Consider the following 19,470-nt stretch of genomic DNA (forward strand, 5'->3'; position numbering starts at 1 on the left):
AGGATAAATAAATGTCATTTAAGATTCTTTTTACTATCTGGTTTTTCTTGCTAGGGAGTGCTGTTGGTAGCTTCTTAAATGTTTTAATATATAGACTTCCTCGAAAAGAATCTATTTTATTTCCTCCTTCTCATTGTCCTTCTTGTAATCATAAATTGGCACCGAAGGACCTTGTACCTATTTTCAGTTATATGTTTCTTAAAGGGAAGTGTAGATACTGTAGAGCAAAGATTTCTATAAGATATCCCTTGGTTGAGACCCTTACTGCAATTTTTTTTGCCCTATCTTTTTGGATATATGTAGGGTCTTTTCACTGTTTAAAAATATTAATACTTTTCTCATTCCTTTTGCCAATCTTTTTTATAGATCTCGAACATATGTTGATTCCTGATGTTTTGACTTTTGCTGGTTTAGGAATAGGTTTTTTTCTTTCTCTATTAGAAGGTAAGATTTATCAAAGCATTTTAGGAAGCATTGTTTTTGGAGGAATATTACTTTTAATATACTTAGGTGCTCTTCTAATATTAAAAGAAGAAGGCATGGGACAGGGAGATATAAAGTTGGGATTTTTTTTGGGAAGTTTTCTTGGATTAAAACTATCCTTATTAGCTTTATTTTTGAGTTACATTTTAGGGGGTGTTATATCTATCTTTATTTTGCTATTTAAAAATAAAAACTTAAAAACTGCTATACCTTTTGGTCCTTTTCTAATCTTGGGATCATTCATATCTTTATTTTGGGGAGAGTCTATAATAAGTCTTTATATTTCTTTATTTATTAAATGACACATTTAAACGGATATACACTGATAGAACTTTTAATAACTGTTGTCATTATTGGAATTTTATCCTATATTTCTTTTCATTTTATAATTTCAATCTTAGATAGAGCCAACCTGAATAGTTGTGCTATATTAATATTAAAAGAGCTTGTAGAACTTAGAGATAGTGCATATTCTTGTGATGAGGGTACTCCAAACATTTTATTTTTCTTTCCTTCCATAGACAAGATTGTTTTAAAATGTTATGATAAAAAAAGTAGTTTTTATAAAATTACGAAAACAATTGATCTGGCAGAAAAGAATATAGATCTTGTATTTTCAATTTTTGGTGTAAATGAATATGTTTACTTTAATAGGTTGGGAATTCCTTCTTCAGGGGGTTCTGTTGTAATAAGGTATAAAAATATGAGAAAATATATAGTAGTAACTCCTGCTACAGGGAGGATATATATAAGTGATAAAATGCCAGAAGGTTTGTAAGTATAGTGGTTTTAGTGTATTAGAAGCATTAATAGCTGGTGCGGTACTTTTAATAGTATTTGTAGGAATACTACAAATGTATTTTGTAACCTTTTATAATGCTCCAAAGGTAGAAAACCTTGTTAGAGCTAACTATATCCTTTCAAAAGAGGCAGAATTAATTTTTTCAAAAAGTTATACTTTTTTAGATAGTTATATAGCTTCTAATTATCCTAAGGTTGTAGAGGATAAAAACATGGTATATACTATTACATGTACAATAGATAATACTCTTACATGGGGAAAATTCATAAGATTAGAAGCATCTTGGAATGAAGGTAAAGAAAGTAAAAATTTTAGAATTGAATTTTTTAGGGCTAAATTATGAAAAAGGGTTTTACTTTAATAGAACTTTTAATAGGTGTTTCTATATCTCTCATTATAGTTGCCCTTGTAGTAAGCTTTTTAACTACAGGTTCCTTGGGTTATCAGTTTATTAATAAGAAAATACAATATCAAAGAAATGCAAGATTGGTGGCAGAGAGACTTATTAGGGAAGTTAAAAAGGCATCTATTATAGATAGTGCTTCAGACGGTAGTAATTTAATATTTAGTTATACTTATTATAACTTTAGTGCTGATCCTATTTCATCCACATTATCTACCATAAGATATTATGTAGATAATAATGGTATTCTCAGAAGACAAGTAAAACAGGGAAGTCTGTGGGTAGGTAATAATCCCCTAACAGAAAGTGATTTCAAGGTTATACCTCCTATATTTTTTTATTATGATGATTCTGGAAATATTGTTTCTTCACGGAATGCTCAAATTATTCAAGTGGTACTTAAATTTGATGGAAATAAAGATAATGTTGTTGATTATACCTTGACTTTTTCAATGTTTCTCCCTATAAAAAACACTTATTATTTAAAATAGGGGGAAGAGAAAAATGTTTTCTAATAATAAAGAAAAGGGACAATTAGTGATATTAATGAGTATTGTTATCTTTATATTCATATTGGGGTTAATTATTGTTCAACTTATACCCTCAGAAAATGTTATTACAAGGAGGACTCTTGAAAGTAATCAAGCCTTTTATTTAGCTCAATCAGGGTTACAACAAGCTTTTTATATAATAAATTCTAATCCAGATTTGGCATTTTTGACCCTTACTTTAAGAAAAATAAACGATGGCAATATGTTATCCTATACAATGACCTATACTAATGGAAGTGTATTTAATTTTAGATACAATATAAGTTCCATATCTGTTGGTGAATATACTATTACTGTTTCTTATACTCTTTCAAAATTAAATTCAGGGGGAATTTTGTTAGATTATCCTATATACAAGATAAGATGTGAAGGCTATGTACCATCCATGGATAACTTTAGAGTTATTAGGAAACTTGAAGTTTATGGAAATAATACTGAAATAACTCTTGATCCTTTTAAATTTGCAGTTTTTGCGGGTAAGTCTGTTAATTTTTCAGGAAAATCTGCGATTATTGAGGGAGAGAGATTGCCTGATGGGACCTTTGATACTGCCATATACTCCAATGGTCCTGTAGATTTAAGTAATCCTCCACTTATAAATGGTACCTATTCTCCTGTATTAGGGAGAGACGTTATTGCGAATGATAATTCCCTTTCTATGCCAACTTTAAATGAGGATTATCTTAAAGGTGTAGCTATGTCACAAGGTCTCTACAGATCTAGTGGAACAGTAGATTTAAAAGATTTAGTTGCTTATGCAAAGAGTAATCCTAATTGGTACAATTCTGCCACTAATACTTGGTTGACATGGTCACTAGTTATATATATAGATGGTGATGCTAAGATAGCAGGAAATGTTGAGTTTCAAGGTATGGTTATTATAAAAGGAGATGTTAAGATTACAGGTACAGGGAATAAAATAAGGGGAATATTATATGCTGCAAAAGTTGATTCTGTTACAAATGATCTTTCTATATTTGGAAATCCTATTATTGAAGGTACAAGTATAGGTGAGTCCGTAAGTATTGGGGGTAATAGTACTGTAAAGCACAATAGAAATTACATCGAAAATATCATGCAAACTCATAGTATAACAAATGTGGTAAAGGCTACAAAGACAAAATTGAAAATTCTTTCTTGGAATGAATTTTAAAAGGATTGTATATTTATATATTTTGTATTAAAATAAAATCTAATTCAGGGAGAGGTTGAAAGGAAGGGAAAGATGGGGATTTTTAATTTATTTTCTTCAGAAGAGCCTATTTTGGGTATTGAATTTGGAAATCCTATAAGATTAGTATATGGGGGGAGGAGAAGAAAAGATAAGAAGATTGTAATTAAAAATTCAGTTTCTTGTGTCTTTTCATCTGATATTTTTCAAGGAGGTCAACCCTTAGATATTTCCAAAATAATAGAGACTCTTAAAAAGGACTTAAAAGTATTTAGAGCAAAGAACCCAAAAACATATGTAGCTATACCATCTTTAAATGTGGTAGTAAGATTTTTTAATTTTCCTTATATGCCAGAAGAAGAACTTAGAGAGGCTATAAAATGGGAGCTTGATAGGTACATTCCATTTTCTGAGGAAGATATAGTATACGATTTAGAGATTATTGATGTAATAGAAAGGGAAGGAAGTAAAGAGTGCAGAGTAATGCTGGTTGCAGTACCAAAAGAAATCGTAAATCCATATTTGGAAATAGTAAAATCCTTAGGGCTAAATTTAGAGGTGGTGGATATAAGTATTTTTTCGGCCGTAAGATCAGTAGTATTTAATAGAAAAGAGCTTCCTAAGGGTAATACCTTGTTCTTGTATACCCACGATAATATTGCAGAATTTGTTGTGCTAAAGGATAATCACCCCGTATTTTTTAGAAGCACTATTATGGAAGAATGGAATCCACATGAAGAAGGAGTAGATGAACTTACAAGGTCTTTTATTCTGGAAGATTTTGTAAGAAAAATTCAAGAGTCTATTAATTTTTTCTTTCTACAGTTTCCAGAGGAACATATAGATCAAGCTATAGTTATGGGTAGCAATGCTAAAAATAAGGATTTTGTGGATCTTTTAGAGGCTCTCTTAAATGTACCATCAGAAGTAGCCCCATTGACTCCTAGTCCTGATATAATAATAAATGCAAAAAAGCAAGATAAATCATTTTTAGAAGACCTTTCTTCTTGGGTAGTACCTATAGGATTATTTTTCTGGGGAAGGATGTAGGGATATGTTTAAGATTAACCTTTTACCGAAGGAAGCTAAGAAAAAAGAGGCAATAAGAATTCCCTTTTTAGGTATTCTTATTACTGTGGTTGGGATATTACTTCTATTTGGAGAAATTATTCTTTATTTTAATCTTTCATCTGAAGTTAATAATTTAAGAAACGAAAATACTTCTCTTGAAGCCCAAATAAATGATCTTAAAATAAGAATAAAAGAATTACAAAAATTGCAAGACATAAAAAAACAATATGAAGAAAAGATAAATTTATTAAATGAGATTTCTTCTAAAGAGATATCTTGGGTTGATATTTTTGAGACAATAAATGGAATTACTCCTAAAAATCTTTGGATTAAAAGTTTTAGCTTAGATTCTTTGAATAATGTAAATATCGAGGGATTTGCTGTAAGCTACAAAGATATAGCAATTTTTTTAGATCAGTTAGAAAAAACCAATCTTCTGGAAAAAATTACCTTGGGTTTTGCTCAGAAGGTTGGACAGCCTCCACTTATTGCTATTAATTTTAGGATAGCAGCTCAGTATAAGAGGGGTGAAAGATGAAACCAAATATAAATATATGGATAATTGTAGGTATTTTTTTATTTGTTGTTGTTGGATTTTATTTTCTTGTATATAAATCTTTAGAGAATGAGAAAAACATATTGATGGAAAGCATCGATAATAATCGCCAAATGCTTCTTAAGTATCAGTTAAGTTACAAAAAGAGTTTAGAAGAGTGGGAGAAATTTAAAGAATCTATGCAGAGATTTGCTGAATTACAACAGAAGTTACCTACAAAGGAAGATCTTCCTCATCTTTTAGCTTTTGTAGAGACTATATGTAAAGAATCAAAGCTTTCTATAAATAGTTTTAAGCCAATTCAAGTACAAGAACAACCTCAGCCTACTTCACAAGAAGGGAAAAAGGAGGCTCCAAAACCTCTTTATGAAGAAAGAGATTATAGTGTGGACTTACAAGGTAGTTATGGTGGATTTCTCTTATTTTTAGCTAAGCTAAAGACAGCACCTCGTATTATTCTCTTAAAGGATTTAAAAATTGATCCTGTAGATACTACCGCCAAAGAACTGAAATTTTCATTCATACTGTCTACATTTATAATTAAATAGGTGAGGAAATATGGATATTAAAAGTATATTTAATGATCCTAAACAAAGGTTAATAGTACTTATAAGTCTTTTTATTATTGTAGGTGCAATTGGGGGATATTATGTTGTAACAAATTATGTGCTAACCCCCAAAGAGGAGCCTGTTATAACAACACCTAGAGCAAAAACTACAACAGAGACTTATACTTTTACCGAAATATTGGAAACTTTTACTGAACAAATAGGAGTGGTCTTTACTTATTCAAATGTTGCTTTAGGAAGAAGTAATCCTTTTCTACCAGTTATTGACTTGAATCCAAAACCACAGCCTAAGATATCATCTTTACCTCAATCAACTCTGAGAATTTCTGTATTACCTCAATCTTCTTCTGTTGGTAAGTCTTGGTATAGTGATTTTAAGCTTACAGGAATAATAAGGAGTAAAGATAGAAGTTATGCGATTATAGAAGAAGGTGATAGGGGATATATTATAAGAGAAGGAGAAATGTTTAAGGGGGATATATATCTTGAAAAGATTTTTGAACATTCGGTAATTTTAAGGAAAGGAAAAGAAACAACTACTATTAAACTGGGAGGTGAATAGTTTGTCTTACATAAGAAAATTAATTTCTTTGATTCTGTTTATAAACTTCTTGTTAATTGGGGGGATATTTGCTCAAAGTAGTTTAAAAAGTTTAGTGGGAATTCAAGTAGAAGATGATAGTGGTGGTACCATAAATATAAATATTTATTTTTCAACTACTTCGGTACCAAAATATGATATTAAACAATCTGCCTCAAAAATTGTAGTAACTTTTTATGATACTCAGATAAAAACGGCATCAAAAAATGTTGAAATAAATAAAGGATTTTTGACTAATTTAGAACTCTCTCAAAATAAAGATAATGCTATACTTGTAATAAATTTTGTGGGATCCTTACCTAAGTATTTAGTTACTTCTACTTCTGGAATTATAAAAATCAAACTAAGTCCTTCAGGTGCATCATCCCAAGGAGAAACTTCATCTATTAAACAGATTTCTTCAATAGAAAATACTCTTTTGAATATAAAGATTGATAAGAATTACAAACCCAATCTTATAGTGTTAGAGTTTTCTAGTAAAGCCCCAGATTTTAAAAGCTCGCTCCTTAAAAACCCTTTAAGATTTGTTATTGATTTAAATGATACGATAAACAAACTTGGCTCTAAGGTTATATCTGTAAATTCCAGTCCTATTATTTCAGTTAGAACTTCTCAATTTGGTGCCAAACCATTTGTTACAAGGGTAGTAATTGACTTGAAGACTTCTTTTCCTGCCATATCTGCAAAATCAGCTGATAATAAAATATATGTAGGGACAGAAGAGGTTTTAGCTAAGATTGTTCCAACAACCGCAAAGACTGTGAGTCAGAAGGCAATAGAAGCGCTAGAAAAAGAAAAGACTCCAAAGATAACTGAGATAAAAACTAGAGAAGTACAAGAAGAACAAAAAGTAGAGAACAAATTGGAACCTCCTAAGCTTGTAGAAGTAAAAGATAAATTCCAGCAAAAGATTTCAGTTTCTTTTGATAGGGCTGAGATAAGAGATGTTTTAAAAGCCATGGGGCAGTTGGCTGGACTTAATATAATAACAGATATCGGTGTCCAAGGAAGAATAAGCGTCTATTTAAAAGATATTCCATTTAGAGATGCTTTTTACGCTTTACTTGCATCATCGGATCTTGGATATGTGCAACAAGGAGAAGTAATTATTGTAGCAAATCTTGATAAGCTTCAAAAAATTGAAAGTAGAGATTTAGTTACAAAGGTATATCAACTTAGATATTTTGAAAGCCAAAAGGCTAAGGAAATTCTATCCAAAACATCTAAGACTGCAATTTTTGATTCTGATGATACGAGAAATTGGCTAATAGTTTCAGCTCCATCAACAGAATTTCCGAAGATAGAGAATTCCATCAAAATTTTAGATATACCATCTGAAAAAGTTGCTGAGACAAAGGGATTAGGTAAGGTTCAAGTTGAAAGGTTTGAAGATACATATCTTATTTCTCTTAATGCGAAGGGAGAAGATATTAAGGATATTCTTCAAGAAATAGCCCAGAAAACGGGTAGAAATATAATATTTTCAAAAGATATTTCTGGGGGTTTATATCTTACCTTAAACAAAGTTTCCTTAGATAGAGCTATAGATCTTATTATTAGAAGTTTAGGATATACATATGAGATAAGAGAAGGTGGATTTATAATAGTGAGTATACCTAAGGGTGAAGCTCCTTCAACAACTATTTTAGAGATAAAAGAACTTGTTAAGATAGATAAAATTAGTGATGTTTATTATGTTACCGCAGATCTTAGAAAATCTGATATAAGAGATATACTCCAAGAGATAGCAAAGAAAACAGAGTTTAATTTTGTAATAGATCCAAAGGTTTCAGGAAGTGTAGATCTATTTGTAAATAAAGTACCACTGGATGAAGTTCTTACTATTTTACAAAGACTTGCCAATTTTGATATGGAAAAAGTAGGGAAGACCTATTATGTTAAACCTAAGGAAATACAAACAGCACCTACAGTGGTTCAGCCTATATTAACTAAATTATATGTTCTTAAATACATTGATTTACAAGATATTTTGAGGGTAGGAGGGGCATTAGTAAAGAACATAAGTTTAAGTTATGATAGTAAGACGAGGTTATTGATAGCCCAAGGTAAGGAAGAGGACTTGAAGGTACTTGATGATCTAATAAGCAGGATAGATGTAGAAAGGAAAGGGGAAGAGGTAGTAGTAGCGAAGGAGCTATTAAGGGTAGAGAAAGAAGAAGGGAAGATATATATAAGCTGTGATTTGAAGAAGGCAGATATAAGGGAAGTATTAAGGGAGCTTGGGAAGAAGGCAGACATTAATTTTGTGATAGATCCAAAGGTAACAGGAGAAGTAGATCTCTATCTAAATAGGGTAGAGTTATCGGAGGTATTGAACATACTCCAGAAGGCAGCGAAGATAAGCATAACGAGAGATGATAAAGTGACCTATGTAAAGATGCAAGAGGAGAAGATAGCGGTACCAGTAGAGACAGCGAAGACGAAGATATATGTTTTGAAATATATAGACCTATCAGACATAGAGAGGGTAGGAGGGGCATTAGTAAAGAACATAAGTTTAAGTTATGATAGTAAGACGAGGTTATTGATAGCCCAAGGTAAGGAAGAGGACTTGAAGGTACTTGATGATCTAATAAGCAGGATAGATGTAGAAAGGAAAGGGGAAGAGGTAGTAGTAGCGAAGGAGCTATTAAGGGTAGAGAAAGAAGAAGGGAAGATATATATAAGCTGTGATTTGAAGAAGGCAGATATAAGGGAAGTATTAAGGGAGCTTGGGAAGAAGGCAGACATTAATTTTGTGATAGATCCAAAGGTAACAGGAGAAGTAGATCTCTATCTAAATAGGGTAGAGTTATCGGAGGTATTGAACATACTCCAGAAGGCAGCGAAGATAAGCATAACGAGAGATGATAAAGTGACCTATGTAAAGATGCAAGAGGAGAAGATAGCGGTACCAGTAGAGACAGCGAAGACGAAGATATATGTTTTGAAATATATAGACCTATCAGACATAGAGAGGGTAGGAGGGGCATTAGTAAAGAACATAAGTTTAAGTTATGATAGTAAGACGAGGTTATTGATAGCCCAAGGTAAGGAAGAGGACTTGAAGGTACTTGATGATCTAATAAGCAGGATAGATGTAGAAAGGAAAGGGGAAGAGGTAGTAGTAGCGAAGGAGCTATTAAGGGTAGAGAAAGAAGAAGGGAAGATATATATAAGCTGTGATTTGAAGAAGGCAGATATAAGGGAAGTATTAAGGGAGCTTGGGAAGAAGGCAGACATTAATTTTGTGATAGATCCAAAGGTAACAGGAGAAGTAGATCTCTATCTAAATAGGGTAGAGTTATCGGAGGTATTGAACATACTCCAGAAGGCAGCGAAGATAAGCATAACGAGAGATGATAAAGTGACCTATGTAAAGATGCAAGAGGAGAAGATAGCGGTACCAGTAGAGACAGCGAAGACGAAGATATATGTTTTGAAATATATAGACCTATCAGACATAGAGAGGGTAGGAGGGGCATTAGTAAAGAACATAAGTTTAAGTTATGATAGTAAGACGAGGTTATTGATAGCCCAAGGTAAGGAAGAGGACTTGAAGGTACTTGATGATCTAATAAGCAGGATAGATGTAGAAAGGAAAGGGGAAGAGGTAGTAGTAGCGAAGGAGCTATTAAGGGTAGAGAAAGAAGAAGGGAAGATATATATAAGCTGTGATTTGAAGAAGGCAGATATAAGGGAAGTATTGAGGGAGCTTGGGAAGAAGGCAGACATTAATTTTGTGATAGATCCAAAGGTAACAGGAGAAGTAGATCTCTATCTAAATAGGGTAGAGTTACAAGATACTATTGATATATTGAGTAGGATAGGAAATATAACCTTTGAAAAGTTGGGTGTTGTGACATATGTCAGACCTTATGTACCACCAGTTGTAACAGCTAAAGATGGAGTACAGACTATTACAAAAGAGTATAAGCTAAAATATATATCCTTAGATACATTAAAATCTGTAGTTTCAGGTCTTGCTAAAGATGTAACCTTCTATTATGATCAAACCTCAGGATTTTTGTTGGTTCAGGGTCCTGTAGACCAAGTTACAGCTGTGGAAAATATGATAGCAAAACTTGATAAGCCAACCCCACAAGTAAAAGTAGATGTTCAAATAGTAGAGGTATCAAGAGAAAATGTAAAGGATATAGGTATAGCGTGGGGTACACAAAATATAGGTACAGGTATTAAAATAGAAGCTAATGTTGGTTGGCAAGATCTGAAGTTAAGTATTATAAATCCTGAAAGTGTGCTTGCTACTATAAAGGCTTTAGAGACCCAAAACAAAGCTAAAATACTTGCTCAACCAAGTATGACAACTATAAGTGGTAAAGCTACAAGAATCATGATAGGTGATAGGGTACCATTGGTATCTTATGATGCTCAAGGTAATAGATCAATTACATATATAGATGTAGGAATAATACTTGAGGTAACACCAACTATAAATCCTGATGGTACTATTACTGCAAATATTAAGCCTCAGGTTAGTACAATAAGTGGTTATGCAGGAAAGGAAGGAGATGTACCTGTAATATCGACCAGAGAAGCTCAAACCATAGTTAACTTGAAGAATGGTGAAACTCTTGCCTTAGGTGGTTTGTTAAGACAAGAAGAAATTGAAAGTATGTCTAAGGTACCACTCTTAGGAGATATCCCAATTCTTGGAGAGCTCTTTAAAGCAAGGAAGACTCAAAATGTTCAGAAGGAGCTTATTATACTTATAACTCCTAAGACGATAGAATAAGATAAAAATGAGGATAAATATTTTATGAATGCAAGAATTAGAGAAGTACAAAATAAACTAAATAAAGAAGAAATAGATGGGATTGTTATTAGTAATATAGTGAATATTAGATACCTTACAGGATTTACGGGCTCAACAGCTGAACTTGTGCTTCTGAAGGAGGGGGGTTACATATTAGTTGATTCAAGGTATTGGGAACAAGTACACCAGGAAGTTGATATGGTGGAGCCTGTTCTTATTAATAGTGATGTGAATTTATTCTCCTTCTTAAAGGATCTTTCAAAAAAAGAAGATTTTAAGAGAGTAGCTTTTGAGGGACAATCATTCAATTATTTTAAGTATAAAAAATTGATTGAAAGTTTATTGAATATAGAATTGATTCCAGTAGAAAATTGGGTAGAAGAGATGAGAATGGTTAAGGATGATAATGAGATAGAGAAAATAAAAACAGCTTTAAAAATTGCAGAAAAGGCTTTTGAAGAAGTATTAGAAATTATAAAGCCAGGCATATCTGAAAGAGATTTAGCAATAGAATTAGAGTATCAAATGGCAAAAAAAGGTAGTGAGAAAATAGCTTTTGATACAATTGTGGCATCAGGACCAAGAGCTGCACTTCCTCATGGAAAAGCGAGCAATAAAAAGATATATGGAAATGAATTTATTGTATTTGATTTTGGGGCTGTTTATGAGGGATATAATTCGGATATTACAAGAACCGTGTATATCGGAAACCCAACTGAAGAAGAACTTTTAGTATACAATATTGTTTTTGAAGCACAGAAAAAGGCAGAAGAAGTAATAAAGGAAGGCATAGAAAGTAGTTTTGTAGATAAAGTTTCTCGTGATATAATTCAAGAAAATGGTTATGGAAATTATTTTGGTCATGGCCTTGGGCATGGTGTAGGACTTGAGATACACGAATTTCCAAGGTTATCCCCAAAAGGAAATTGGATTCTAAAGAAAAATATGGTAGTTACTGTTGAACCTGGTATTTATATTCCTGGAAGATTTGGGGTAAGAATTGAAAATATGGTGGTTGTTAAAGAGGAAAAGGCAACTATATTAAATAGTTTTACTAACGAACTTATAATAGTATAGGGAAAGGGAGGTAATAAAAAAGATGATTTCAGTAAATGATTTTTATCCTGGTCTTACTATTGAATTAGATGGAGAAATATATATAGTACTTGAGTACCAACATGTACATATGGCTCAAGGTCAGGCAACAGTTAAGGTAAAATTAAAGAACTTGAAAACAGGAAATGTATTGAGAAGAACATTTAAATCAGATGAATATGTTCCTCAAGCTTTTATTAATAAAAGAGAAGCAGAATTTCTTTACAAACAAGGAGATGAGTATTATTTTATTGATCATGAAACCTATGAACAACATATGCTCACTGAGGAGCAATTAGGAGATGCAATTAAATACTTAAAAGAAGGTACTATTGTTAGTGTGCTTTTTTATGAAGGAAATCCTATTGGTATAGAGCTTCCTACCACAGTTGTTTTAGAGGTTATAGAAACTGATCCCGGTCTTAGAGGAGATACAGTTTCAGGTGGATCAAAACCTGCAAAATTAGAAACAGGATTAGTAATACAGGTCCCTTTATTTATACAAATTGGAGATAAAGTTGTAGTGGATACTCGTTATGCAAAATATGTTGAAAGAGCATAGATTTTAATAATGAGTTTTAATAAAGAGGAGTATAACTATGAAAGAATGGTCTTTAGAAGAGTTAAAAGAGTTAATATGTCTATTTAACAAGAGTAATCTTTCAGAATTAATAATAGAAAATGGGGAAAATAAATTGGTTTTAAGAAGAGGAGATAATGTTGTTTCTGTTGCCTCAACTGAAGTAGAGCTTAATGTTGAAAAATCACAAACCATAAAAGATGTTACCGAGGAAGGTGTATATATTACTGCTCCTTTAGTTGGAGTTTTTTATCGTTCCCCTGCTCCAGGAGCTCCTCCTTTTGTTGAAGAAGGTGATTTGGTTGAGCCAGGGCAAACAGTATGTATAATTGAAGCCATGAAGCTAATGAATGAAATAAAGAGTCATGTAAGGGGGCGAGTTAAGAAAATATTGGTTGAAAATGGTCAGGCGGTGGAATTTGGACAAAAACTTTTTCTGATAGATACGGAGAGCAATGTTTAAAAAAGTTCTTATTGCAAATAGAGGCGAAATTGCAGTTAGAATTATAAGGGCTTGTAAAGAATTAGGCATTAAAACAATAGCTGTATATTCTGAAGCCGATAAAGAATCTCTTCATGTATATATGGCGGATGAGGCTATCTGTATAGGTCCACCTCCCGCTTCACAAAGCTACCTAAATATTCCAAACATAATAAGTGCTGCTTTAATATCAAATGCTGATGCTATCCATCCTGGGTATGGTTTTTTGGCAGAATCATCAAGATTTGCTGAAATTTGTCAGGATCATGGTATAGTGTTTATAGGTCCTAAAAAGGAAGTTATTGAAAGTTTAGGGGACAAGGCAAGGGCTAAAAAAATAATGAAAGAGGCGGGTGTTCCTTTGCTACCTGGGTCTGAGGGACTTGTTGAAGATGAAAAACAAGCAGTAAAAATTGCTAAAGAGATAGGTTTTCCTGTGCTTATAAAGGCTACTGCTGGTGGTGGCGGTAAAGGAATGAGGATTTCATATAGTCCTGAGGAATTGGTAAAAAATATAAGACTTGCTAAATTAGAAGCTGAGAAAAATTTTGGAAATCCTGGCGTGTACATTGAAAAGTTTATAGAAGAACCAAGACATGTAGAGATACAGATAATGGGAGATGCTTATGGTAATATTGTTTCTCTTGGTGAGAGAGATTGTACTATTCAGAGAAGATATCAAAAATTAATTGAGGAATCTCCTTCCCCAGTAGTAGATAGAAGATTGAGAGAGGCTATGAGTAGAGCTGCAGTTCGAGGAGCGTATAAGGTTGGATATGTAGGTCCTGGAACCTTTGAATTTCTTTTGGACAAAGATGGGAGATTTTATTTTATGGAAGTAAATACGAGAATTCAGGTAGAACATACTGTAACAGAAATGGTAACTGGTATTGATCTTGTGAAATGGCAAATACTAATTGCAGCTGGAGAGAAATTAGATTTTAAAGAGATAACATTAAGAGGACATGCTATAGAGTGTAGAATTAATGCTGAGGATCCTGATAATAATTTTGCTCCATCTGCTGGAAAAATAGAAAAATATATACCTCCAGGAGGCCCTTTTGTAAGAATTGATACTCATCTTTATGAAGGTTATGAAATGGTACCATTTTATGATTCTTTACTGGCAAAGATTATAACTTGGGGAAAAGATAGAAATGAGGCTATAATAAGGATGAAAAGGGCTTTGGAGGAATTTGTTTTGAGAGGAATTAAAACGACAATCCCTCTTCATTTAAAAGTACTAAATAACAGTTCATTTATAAAAGGAGACTATTCTACTAACTTTTTATCAAGAAGGGTGTTAGTAGAGGATTAATTTTTGATAAAATAGAGAGTGGTGATAAACTATGAAAGAAGAACTTTCATATGGAACGGTAAATATATCAAAAGGTGTTATCTCTGTAATAGCTGGTATTGCTGCTCAAGAGGTAGAAGGTGTCGCTCAAGTAGGAGAGCCTTCTTCTTCATTTATGAAACTTGTATCGGGTATACCTCTTGGAAGGGGCATAAAAATTGATCTATATGAAAAAGATGTATACATAATGATACCTATTTATGTAAAACAAAATGTTTTTTTCCCTGAAGTTGCAAGAGAAGTTCAGTCGCATGTTAAAGAAGTAATAGAAAGTATGACAGGATTAAATGTAAGGGAAGTGAATGTTATTATAAAAGGAGTATTGATAGGTAAAAAAGATAAGGAGGAGAAGAAATGAAACTTAATAAATATGAAATTATTATTTACTCTATAATTTTGTTAATTTTCTCTTTTATTGATCTTATTTTAATCCTTGGACTTTTCAAATGGGAATTGGCATTAAGTATAATAAATTGGGCTAAGGGACCTGGTTTTTTATTTTCTACTGTTTTACTTATAATTCTTTTTGTTCTTGCTTTTTCTTCAAGCTTTGCTCTGATTATAAATAGAGAGAAAACATCTGTGGTTATAGGAAATAGGACGGGTTTAGGTGATGTAATGATTTCTGTTAATGGTATTAAGAGTTCTATTAGAGAGATAGCTGGATATTTTTCTGAGATTCAAGATATAAGACCTGAGATTGAAATCATAAAGGATAAAATATATATTACTTTGAGAATAAAAATTCCTGCTAGTGTTGATATAACAAGAATTGTTAATGAGATGCAACAAAGATTAAGAGTTTATTTTGAAAGTGTCTTACCTTTGAATTTAGAAAAAATAAACGTAATGATCGATGATGTAGTTCCTTCAAAAAGGGGTAAGTAGATGAATCTTGAAAGGATAAAAAATTATAAATATAGGCTTATTTTCTCATTAATATTCTTAATACTAGGAATTCTTACCCTTGCTATTGGTTTTTGGAAAACCTTATTTCTAATCATTATGTTTCTAATAGGATATATAATTGGATCTATAATTGACAAGAACCTATTGTTCCTTTTTATAGAAAAAATTAAAGAGATATTTATGATGGGAAGGTAAAAATGAGCAAAGAAAGAACAAGATGCAGAGAGAAGGTTTTGATGTATTTGTTCCAGCAAGAATTAGGTCAAAGCGTTGAAGTGGATTTTGGTGATTTTTCACCCCAAGCTCAAGTTTTTGCTCACAAACTCTACGAAAGTACTCTTTATTTTAAAAATGTTGCTGATGCTATTATAAGTAAATTTAGTAAGAATTGGAGATTAGATAGAATCGGAGGCTTAGAGAGAAACATTTTAAGAATGGCAATAACTGAAATGTTTGCTTTTGAAGATATTCCACCTGGTGTTACTGTTAATGAAGCTGTTGAGTTGGCTAAAAAATATGTCAGTCCAGAAGCTGGAAGATTTGTTAATGGTATTTTAAGAAATATAGTTAGGAATTGGGATGAGGTTTTAAAAATTAGAGAGGAATATTTAAATGTGGTTAGAGAGAATTAATTCTCCAAATGATTTAAAATCTCTATCTGTGGGAGAGCTAAAGAATTTAGCTGAAGAAATTAGGGGAGTAATTATTAACACTGTAGAAAATAATGGTGGTCATTTAGCATCTAATTTAGGAACTGTTGAATTAACTTTAGCTCTTCATTATGTTTTTGATACACCAAAGGATAAGATAATTTGGGATGTAGGGCATCAGGCATATACTCATAAATTAGTAACTGGAAGAGCAAAAGATTTTCATACATTAAGACAATATGGCGGAATCAGTGGATATATTGCTCCTTGGGAGAGTGAATATGACCATTTTGCTGTAGGACATGCTGGTACATCTTTATCTGCTGCTTTAGGATTCGCTAAAGCAAGGGATATTAAAGGAGAAGAATATAAAGTTGTAGCAGTGATAGGTGATGGTGCCTTGACTTCTGGAATGGCATGGGAGGCATTGAACCAAATTGGATTCTTAAATACAGATCTTATTGTTATATTAAATGATAATGAACATTCTATTTCACCAAATGTAGGAGCTTTAGCAGTTTATTTGGCTAAATTAAGGAAACATCCTCTTTATAGATTTTTTAAGCAGACAACCCAGAATTTTTTGAAAAAGTTACCTTTAGGAAAAACCTTATTATCCTTGGATCTAAAATTGGAGAGAAGTTTAAAGAGTCTTCTTTTGGAAAATCCCATATTTGAAGATTTAGGTTTTAAGTATTTTGGCCCCTTTGATGGGCATGATATACCTCTTTTAGTCTTCGTATTTAAGGGTATAAAAGATAATCTATCTTGTCCAGTTTTGATACATGTCACAACAAAAAAAGGAATTGGTCATAAAGATGCAGAAGCCATACCTTCCAAGTTCCATAGTGTGGGATCAAAGAAAGAACGTGAAAAAAAGGTACCCACTTACACTGAGATTTTTGGTAAGACATTGGTAGAATTAGGGGAAAGATATGAAAAGATTGTAGCCATAACAGCTGCAATGCCAGATGGTACTGGACTTTCCTATTTTGCAGAAAGATTTCCAGAAAGATTTTTTGATGTTGGAATAGCAGAGCAGCATGCAGTGACTTTTGCAGCAGGGCTTGCCATGAATGGATTAAAACCTGTAGTTGCTATATATTCTACTTTTCTTCAGAGATCCTTTGACCAGATCATTCACGATGTTTGTTTACAGAAGCTTCCTGTAGTATTTGTATTAGATAGGGCTGGTCTTGTTAGTGATGATGGACCTACTCATCAAGGAATTTTTGATCTCTCTTATTTAAGGCTTATCCCCAATATAGTTGTTTCTTCTCCAAAGGATGAATCTGAACTTAGAGATTTATTATATACAGCAATTAATTATCCTGGTCCATTTGCAATAAGATATCCCAAAGGAAAAGGATACGGAGTAAAACTTCCTTCTAATCCTAATAAGATTGAAATAGGTAAAGCTGAGATATTAGAAGAAGGTGAGGATGTTCTTTTCTTGGCTATAGGTTCCATGGTGTATACTGCTTTGGAAGCCCATAATATTTTGAAGGAGAAGGGAATATATGCTAAAGTAGTCAATTTAAGATTTTTAAAACCTTTAGATATTCCATTACTTGAAGAATTATTCTCTAAGTTTAAATATATCTTTACATTAGAGGAAAACATTATAACAGGAGGACTTTTTGGAGCAATTTCTGAATTTGTTTCTAAGTTCCATTTTAACGTAAATGTATATCCCATAGCATTGCCAGAAAAGTTCATAGAGCATGGAAATGTTGAAATCTTAAAAGAAATATATGGTTTAAAAGAATATCATGTAGTAAAAGAAGTATTAAGGGTTCTTAATAAAACAAGGGTGGAAGGTTGAAAGAAAAAACTCCTAAGGAAAGGCTTGATACTCTATTAGTTAAAAAAGGATTTTTTGAAAGTAGAGAAAAAGCTAAGTCTGCTATTATTGCTGGACTGGTTAAAGTAGATGGCAAGATAGTAGATAAACCTGATATAAGATTTTCACCTTTTGTTTCTATTGAAATTCAACAATCTCTCCCCTATGTTAGTAAGGGTGGATTTAAACTAAAAAGGGCTTTAGATGAGTTTAAGATAAATGTTACAGGATTTATAGCTATTGATATAGGTGCAAGTACTGGTGGGTTTACTGACTGTTTATTACAAGAAGGAGTAAAAAAAATTTATGCTGTTGATGTGGGAAAGGGTGTTTTACACGAAAAATTAAGAACGGATACAAGAGTTATAGTGATGGAAGGGATAAATGCAAGATATTTAAAGGAAGGTGATATTCCTGATAAGGTTGATATTATAACTATAGATGTATCCTTTATATCAATATTGAAGATATTTCCTGTTATAAGACCTTTTTTAAAAGATGAAGGAATGGTTATTTCATTGATAAAACCTCAATTTGAGGCATCTCCAAAGGATGTTAATAAGGGCGGTATAGTAAAGAATATTGACGTCCATTTAAAAGTGATAGAAAATATTAAAAATAATTTAAAAGATCTTGGATTTTATTTAAAAAATACTACATATTTTTATAGCAAGGAAGGAAAAGGAAATATAGAATATCCAACATTGTTTGTTTTAAAAGAAAAATATGAGATTTCTATGGATAAGATAAAGGAGATAGTAGAGGAGGCTTTTTCAAATTGGAAATTACTTTCCAAAAAATAGGAGTATTTTACAACCCTAAAAAAAGAGATGCAAAAAAGGGGATAGAAATAATAAAAGAGTGGGCAGTAAAGAAGAATTATGAAGTTCTAATTGATAATGATGATGTAGATTTGGGAATAGCAATTGGTGGGGATGGTACTGTATTATATTCTTTAAAAAGGGTGGCATCTAAGGGTGTTCCTATAGCTGGAATAAATACAGGTAGACTTGGATTCTTAACTACTGTTGAGTTTAAAGATATAAGTAAATTTTTATTTTCTTTAGATGAAAAGAAGTTTTTTATAGAACAGCATCCTGTAATCAAATTAAAAATTGATGAGAAGATTTATTATGCCTTTAATGAGGTTGTATTTTTGAAATCTGAGAATACTCCATTGATATCTTTAAATCTTTTAATAAATGGGTCTTTGTTAAATACACAACCTGCAGATGGAGTAATTATTGCCACTTCTGCTGGTTCTACAGCCTATGCCTTATCTGCTGGTGGCCCTATAATTTTCCCTGATCTTGAAGCTTTTGAATTTTTGCCCATATGTGCCCATTCTCTTATATCCAGACCTGTTGTTTTTCCAATTAATTCGGAAATTCAAATCAATTTTTCAAAAAGGTCAGTACAAGTGCAAGTTTGGGTTGATGGTAAAAAAGTAGATCTTGTTGGAAATAGACAAAAAGTTATTATAACTAAAGCGGAATTTTATGGAAAACTTATTTTCCTTCCAGGATGGGATTTTATTAATAGATTAAAAAAGAAATTACATTGGAGGTAGA

21 protein-coding genes are annotated in these 19,470 nt (G+C 32.2%); all 21 read left to right on the forward strand.

Going from position 1 to position 19,470, the window contains the following annotated elements; genetic code table 11:
- The first annotated feature begins 11 nt into the window (after positions 1-11).
- The 21 genes from ACY3JO_RS05620 to ACY3JO_RS05720 all read left to right on the forward strand — a co-directional run bounded on the left by ACY3JO_RS05620 (position 12) and on the right by ACY3JO_RS05720 (position 19,469).
- Positions 12-785 carry a prepilin peptidase gene (locus ACY3JO_RS05620; RefSeq protein WP_463084062.1) on the forward strand — a complete coding sequence of 258 codons (774 nt, stop codon included), beginning with the start codon at positions 12-14 and terminating at the stop codon, positions 783-785.
- Entirely contained in the window at positions 782-1,261 is a 480-nt protein-coding gene (locus tag ACY3JO_RS05625; RefSeq protein ID WP_463084063.1) for a prepilin-type N-terminal cleavage/methylation domain-containing protein, read from the forward strand. The genes ACY3JO_RS05620 and ACY3JO_RS05625 overlap by 4 nt, the downstream gene beginning before the upstream one ends.
- The gene (locus ACY3JO_RS05630) at positions 1,236-1,628 is read left to right on the forward strand and encodes a type IV pilus modification PilV family protein (RefSeq protein ID WP_463084064.1); all 393 of its coding nucleotides are present in this window, start codon (positions 1,236-1,238) and stop codon (positions 1,626-1,628) included. The genes ACY3JO_RS05625 and ACY3JO_RS05630 overlap by 26 nt, the downstream gene beginning before the upstream one ends.
- Positions 1,625-2,179, forward strand: a complete 555-nt coding sequence (locus ACY3JO_RS05635) for a PilW family protein (protein WP_463084065.1) — start codon at positions 1,625-1,627, stop codon at positions 2,177-2,179. Before ACY3JO_RS05630 ends, ACY3JO_RS05635 begins: the two co-directional genes overlap by 4 nt.
- 13 nt (positions 2,180-2,192) lie before the next feature.
- On the forward strand, positions 2,193-3,392 hold the full coding sequence (locus tag ACY3JO_RS05640) for a hypothetical protein (RefSeq protein ID WP_463084066.1): 1,200 nt from the start codon (positions 2,193-2,195) through the stop codon (positions 3,390-3,392).
- A 72-nt stretch (positions 3,393-3,464) separates the two neighbouring features.
- On the forward strand, positions 3,465-4,460 hold the full coding sequence (pilM, locus tag ACY3JO_RS05645) for a type IV pilus biogenesis protein PilM (protein ID WP_463084067.1): 996 nt from the start codon (positions 3,465-3,467) through the stop codon (positions 4,458-4,460).
- Between the two features lie 4 nt (positions 4,461-4,464).
- Positions 4,465-5,019 carry a PilN domain-containing protein gene (locus ACY3JO_RS05650; RefSeq protein WP_463084068.1) on the forward strand — a complete coding sequence of 185 codons (555 nt, stop codon included), beginning with the start codon at positions 4,465-4,467 and terminating at the stop codon, positions 5,017-5,019.
- Positions 5,016-5,585, forward strand: a complete 570-nt coding sequence (locus ACY3JO_RS05655; protein ID WP_463084069.1) for a type IV pilus inner membrane component PilO — start codon at positions 5,016-5,018, stop codon at positions 5,583-5,585. Before ACY3JO_RS05650 ends, ACY3JO_RS05655 begins: the two co-directional genes overlap by 4 nt.
- A 10-nt stretch (positions 5,586-5,595) precedes the next feature.
- Entirely contained in the window at positions 5,596-6,168 is a 573-nt protein-coding gene (locus ACY3JO_RS05660) for a hypothetical protein (RefSeq protein ID WP_463084070.1), read from the forward strand.
- A 1-nt stretch (position 6,169) separates the two neighbouring features.
- Positions 6,170-10,963 (forward strand): AMIN domain-containing protein, encoded by a 4,794-nt coding sequence (locus ACY3JO_RS05665; protein ID WP_463084071.1) that lies wholly within the window; start codon positions 6,170-6,172, stop codon positions 10,961-10,963.
- A gap of 24 nt (positions 10,964-10,987) precedes the next feature.
- Entirely contained in the window at positions 10,988-12,061 is a 1,074-nt protein-coding gene (locus ACY3JO_RS05670) for a M24 family metallopeptidase (protein WP_463084072.1), read from the forward strand.
- 22 nt (positions 12,062-12,083) lie between these two features.
- Complete coding sequence (gene efp / locus ACY3JO_RS05675) at positions 12,084-12,641, forward strand: elongation factor P (RefSeq protein WP_463084073.1); 558 nt, start codon at positions 12,084-12,086, stop codon at positions 12,639-12,641.
- A 37-nt stretch (positions 12,642-12,678) separates the two neighbouring features.
- Positions 12,679-13,122 carry an acetyl-CoA carboxylase biotin carboxyl carrier protein gene (gene accB, locus ACY3JO_RS05680; RefSeq protein ID WP_463084074.1) on the forward strand — a complete coding sequence of 148 codons (444 nt, stop codon included), beginning with the start codon at positions 12,679-12,681 and terminating at the stop codon, positions 13,120-13,122.
- Entirely contained in the window at positions 13,115-14,458 is a 1,344-nt protein-coding gene (accC, locus tag ACY3JO_RS05685; RefSeq protein ID WP_463084075.1) for an acetyl-CoA carboxylase biotin carboxylase subunit, read from the forward strand. The genes accB and accC overlap by 8 nt, the downstream gene beginning before the upstream one ends.
- Positions 14,459-14,489: 31 nt before the next feature.
- Positions 14,490-14,855, forward strand: a complete 366-nt coding sequence (locus ACY3JO_RS05690) for an Asp23/Gls24 family envelope stress response protein (RefSeq protein ID WP_463082185.1) — start codon at positions 14,490-14,492, stop codon at positions 14,853-14,855.
- The gene (locus tag ACY3JO_RS05695; protein ID WP_463084076.1) at positions 14,852-15,385 is read left to right on the forward strand and encodes an Asp23/Gls24 family envelope stress response protein; all 534 of its coding nucleotides are present in this window, start codon (positions 14,852-14,854) and stop codon (positions 15,383-15,385) included. The genes ACY3JO_RS05690 and ACY3JO_RS05695 overlap by 4 nt, the downstream gene beginning before the upstream one ends.
- A complete protein-coding gene (locus ACY3JO_RS05700; RefSeq protein WP_463084077.1) occupies positions 15,386-15,601 on the forward strand; it encodes a DUF2273 domain-containing protein in 216 nt (71 codons plus the stop codon).
- Positions 15,602-15,603: 2 nt separating this feature from the next.
- Positions 15,604-16,038, forward strand: coding sequence for a transcription antitermination factor NusB (gene nusB / locus ACY3JO_RS05705; RefSeq protein WP_463084078.1), 435 nt, complete (start codon positions 15,604-15,606; stop codon positions 16,036-16,038).
- Positions 16,019-17,881 carry a 1-deoxy-D-xylulose-5-phosphate synthase gene (gene dxs, locus ACY3JO_RS05710; protein WP_463084079.1) on the forward strand — a complete coding sequence of 621 codons (1,863 nt, stop codon included), beginning with the start codon at positions 16,019-16,021 and terminating at the stop codon, positions 17,879-17,881. The genes nusB and dxs overlap by 20 nt, the downstream gene beginning before the upstream one ends.
- Entirely contained in the window at positions 17,878-18,702 is an 825-nt protein-coding gene (locus ACY3JO_RS05715; RefSeq protein ID WP_463084080.1) for a TlyA family RNA methyltransferase, read from the forward strand. Before dxs ends, ACY3JO_RS05715 begins: the two co-directional genes overlap by 4 nt.
- The gene (locus ACY3JO_RS05720) at positions 18,678-19,469 is read left to right on the forward strand and encodes an NAD(+)/NADH kinase (protein WP_463084081.1); all 792 of its coding nucleotides are present in this window, start codon (positions 18,678-18,680) and stop codon (positions 19,467-19,469) included. Before ACY3JO_RS05715 ends, ACY3JO_RS05720 begins: the two co-directional genes overlap by 25 nt.
- The last annotated feature ends 1 nt before the right edge of the window (position 19,470 follow it).

The sequence above is a fragment of the Dictyoglomus sp. LHC4 genome, assembly GCF_055181355.1.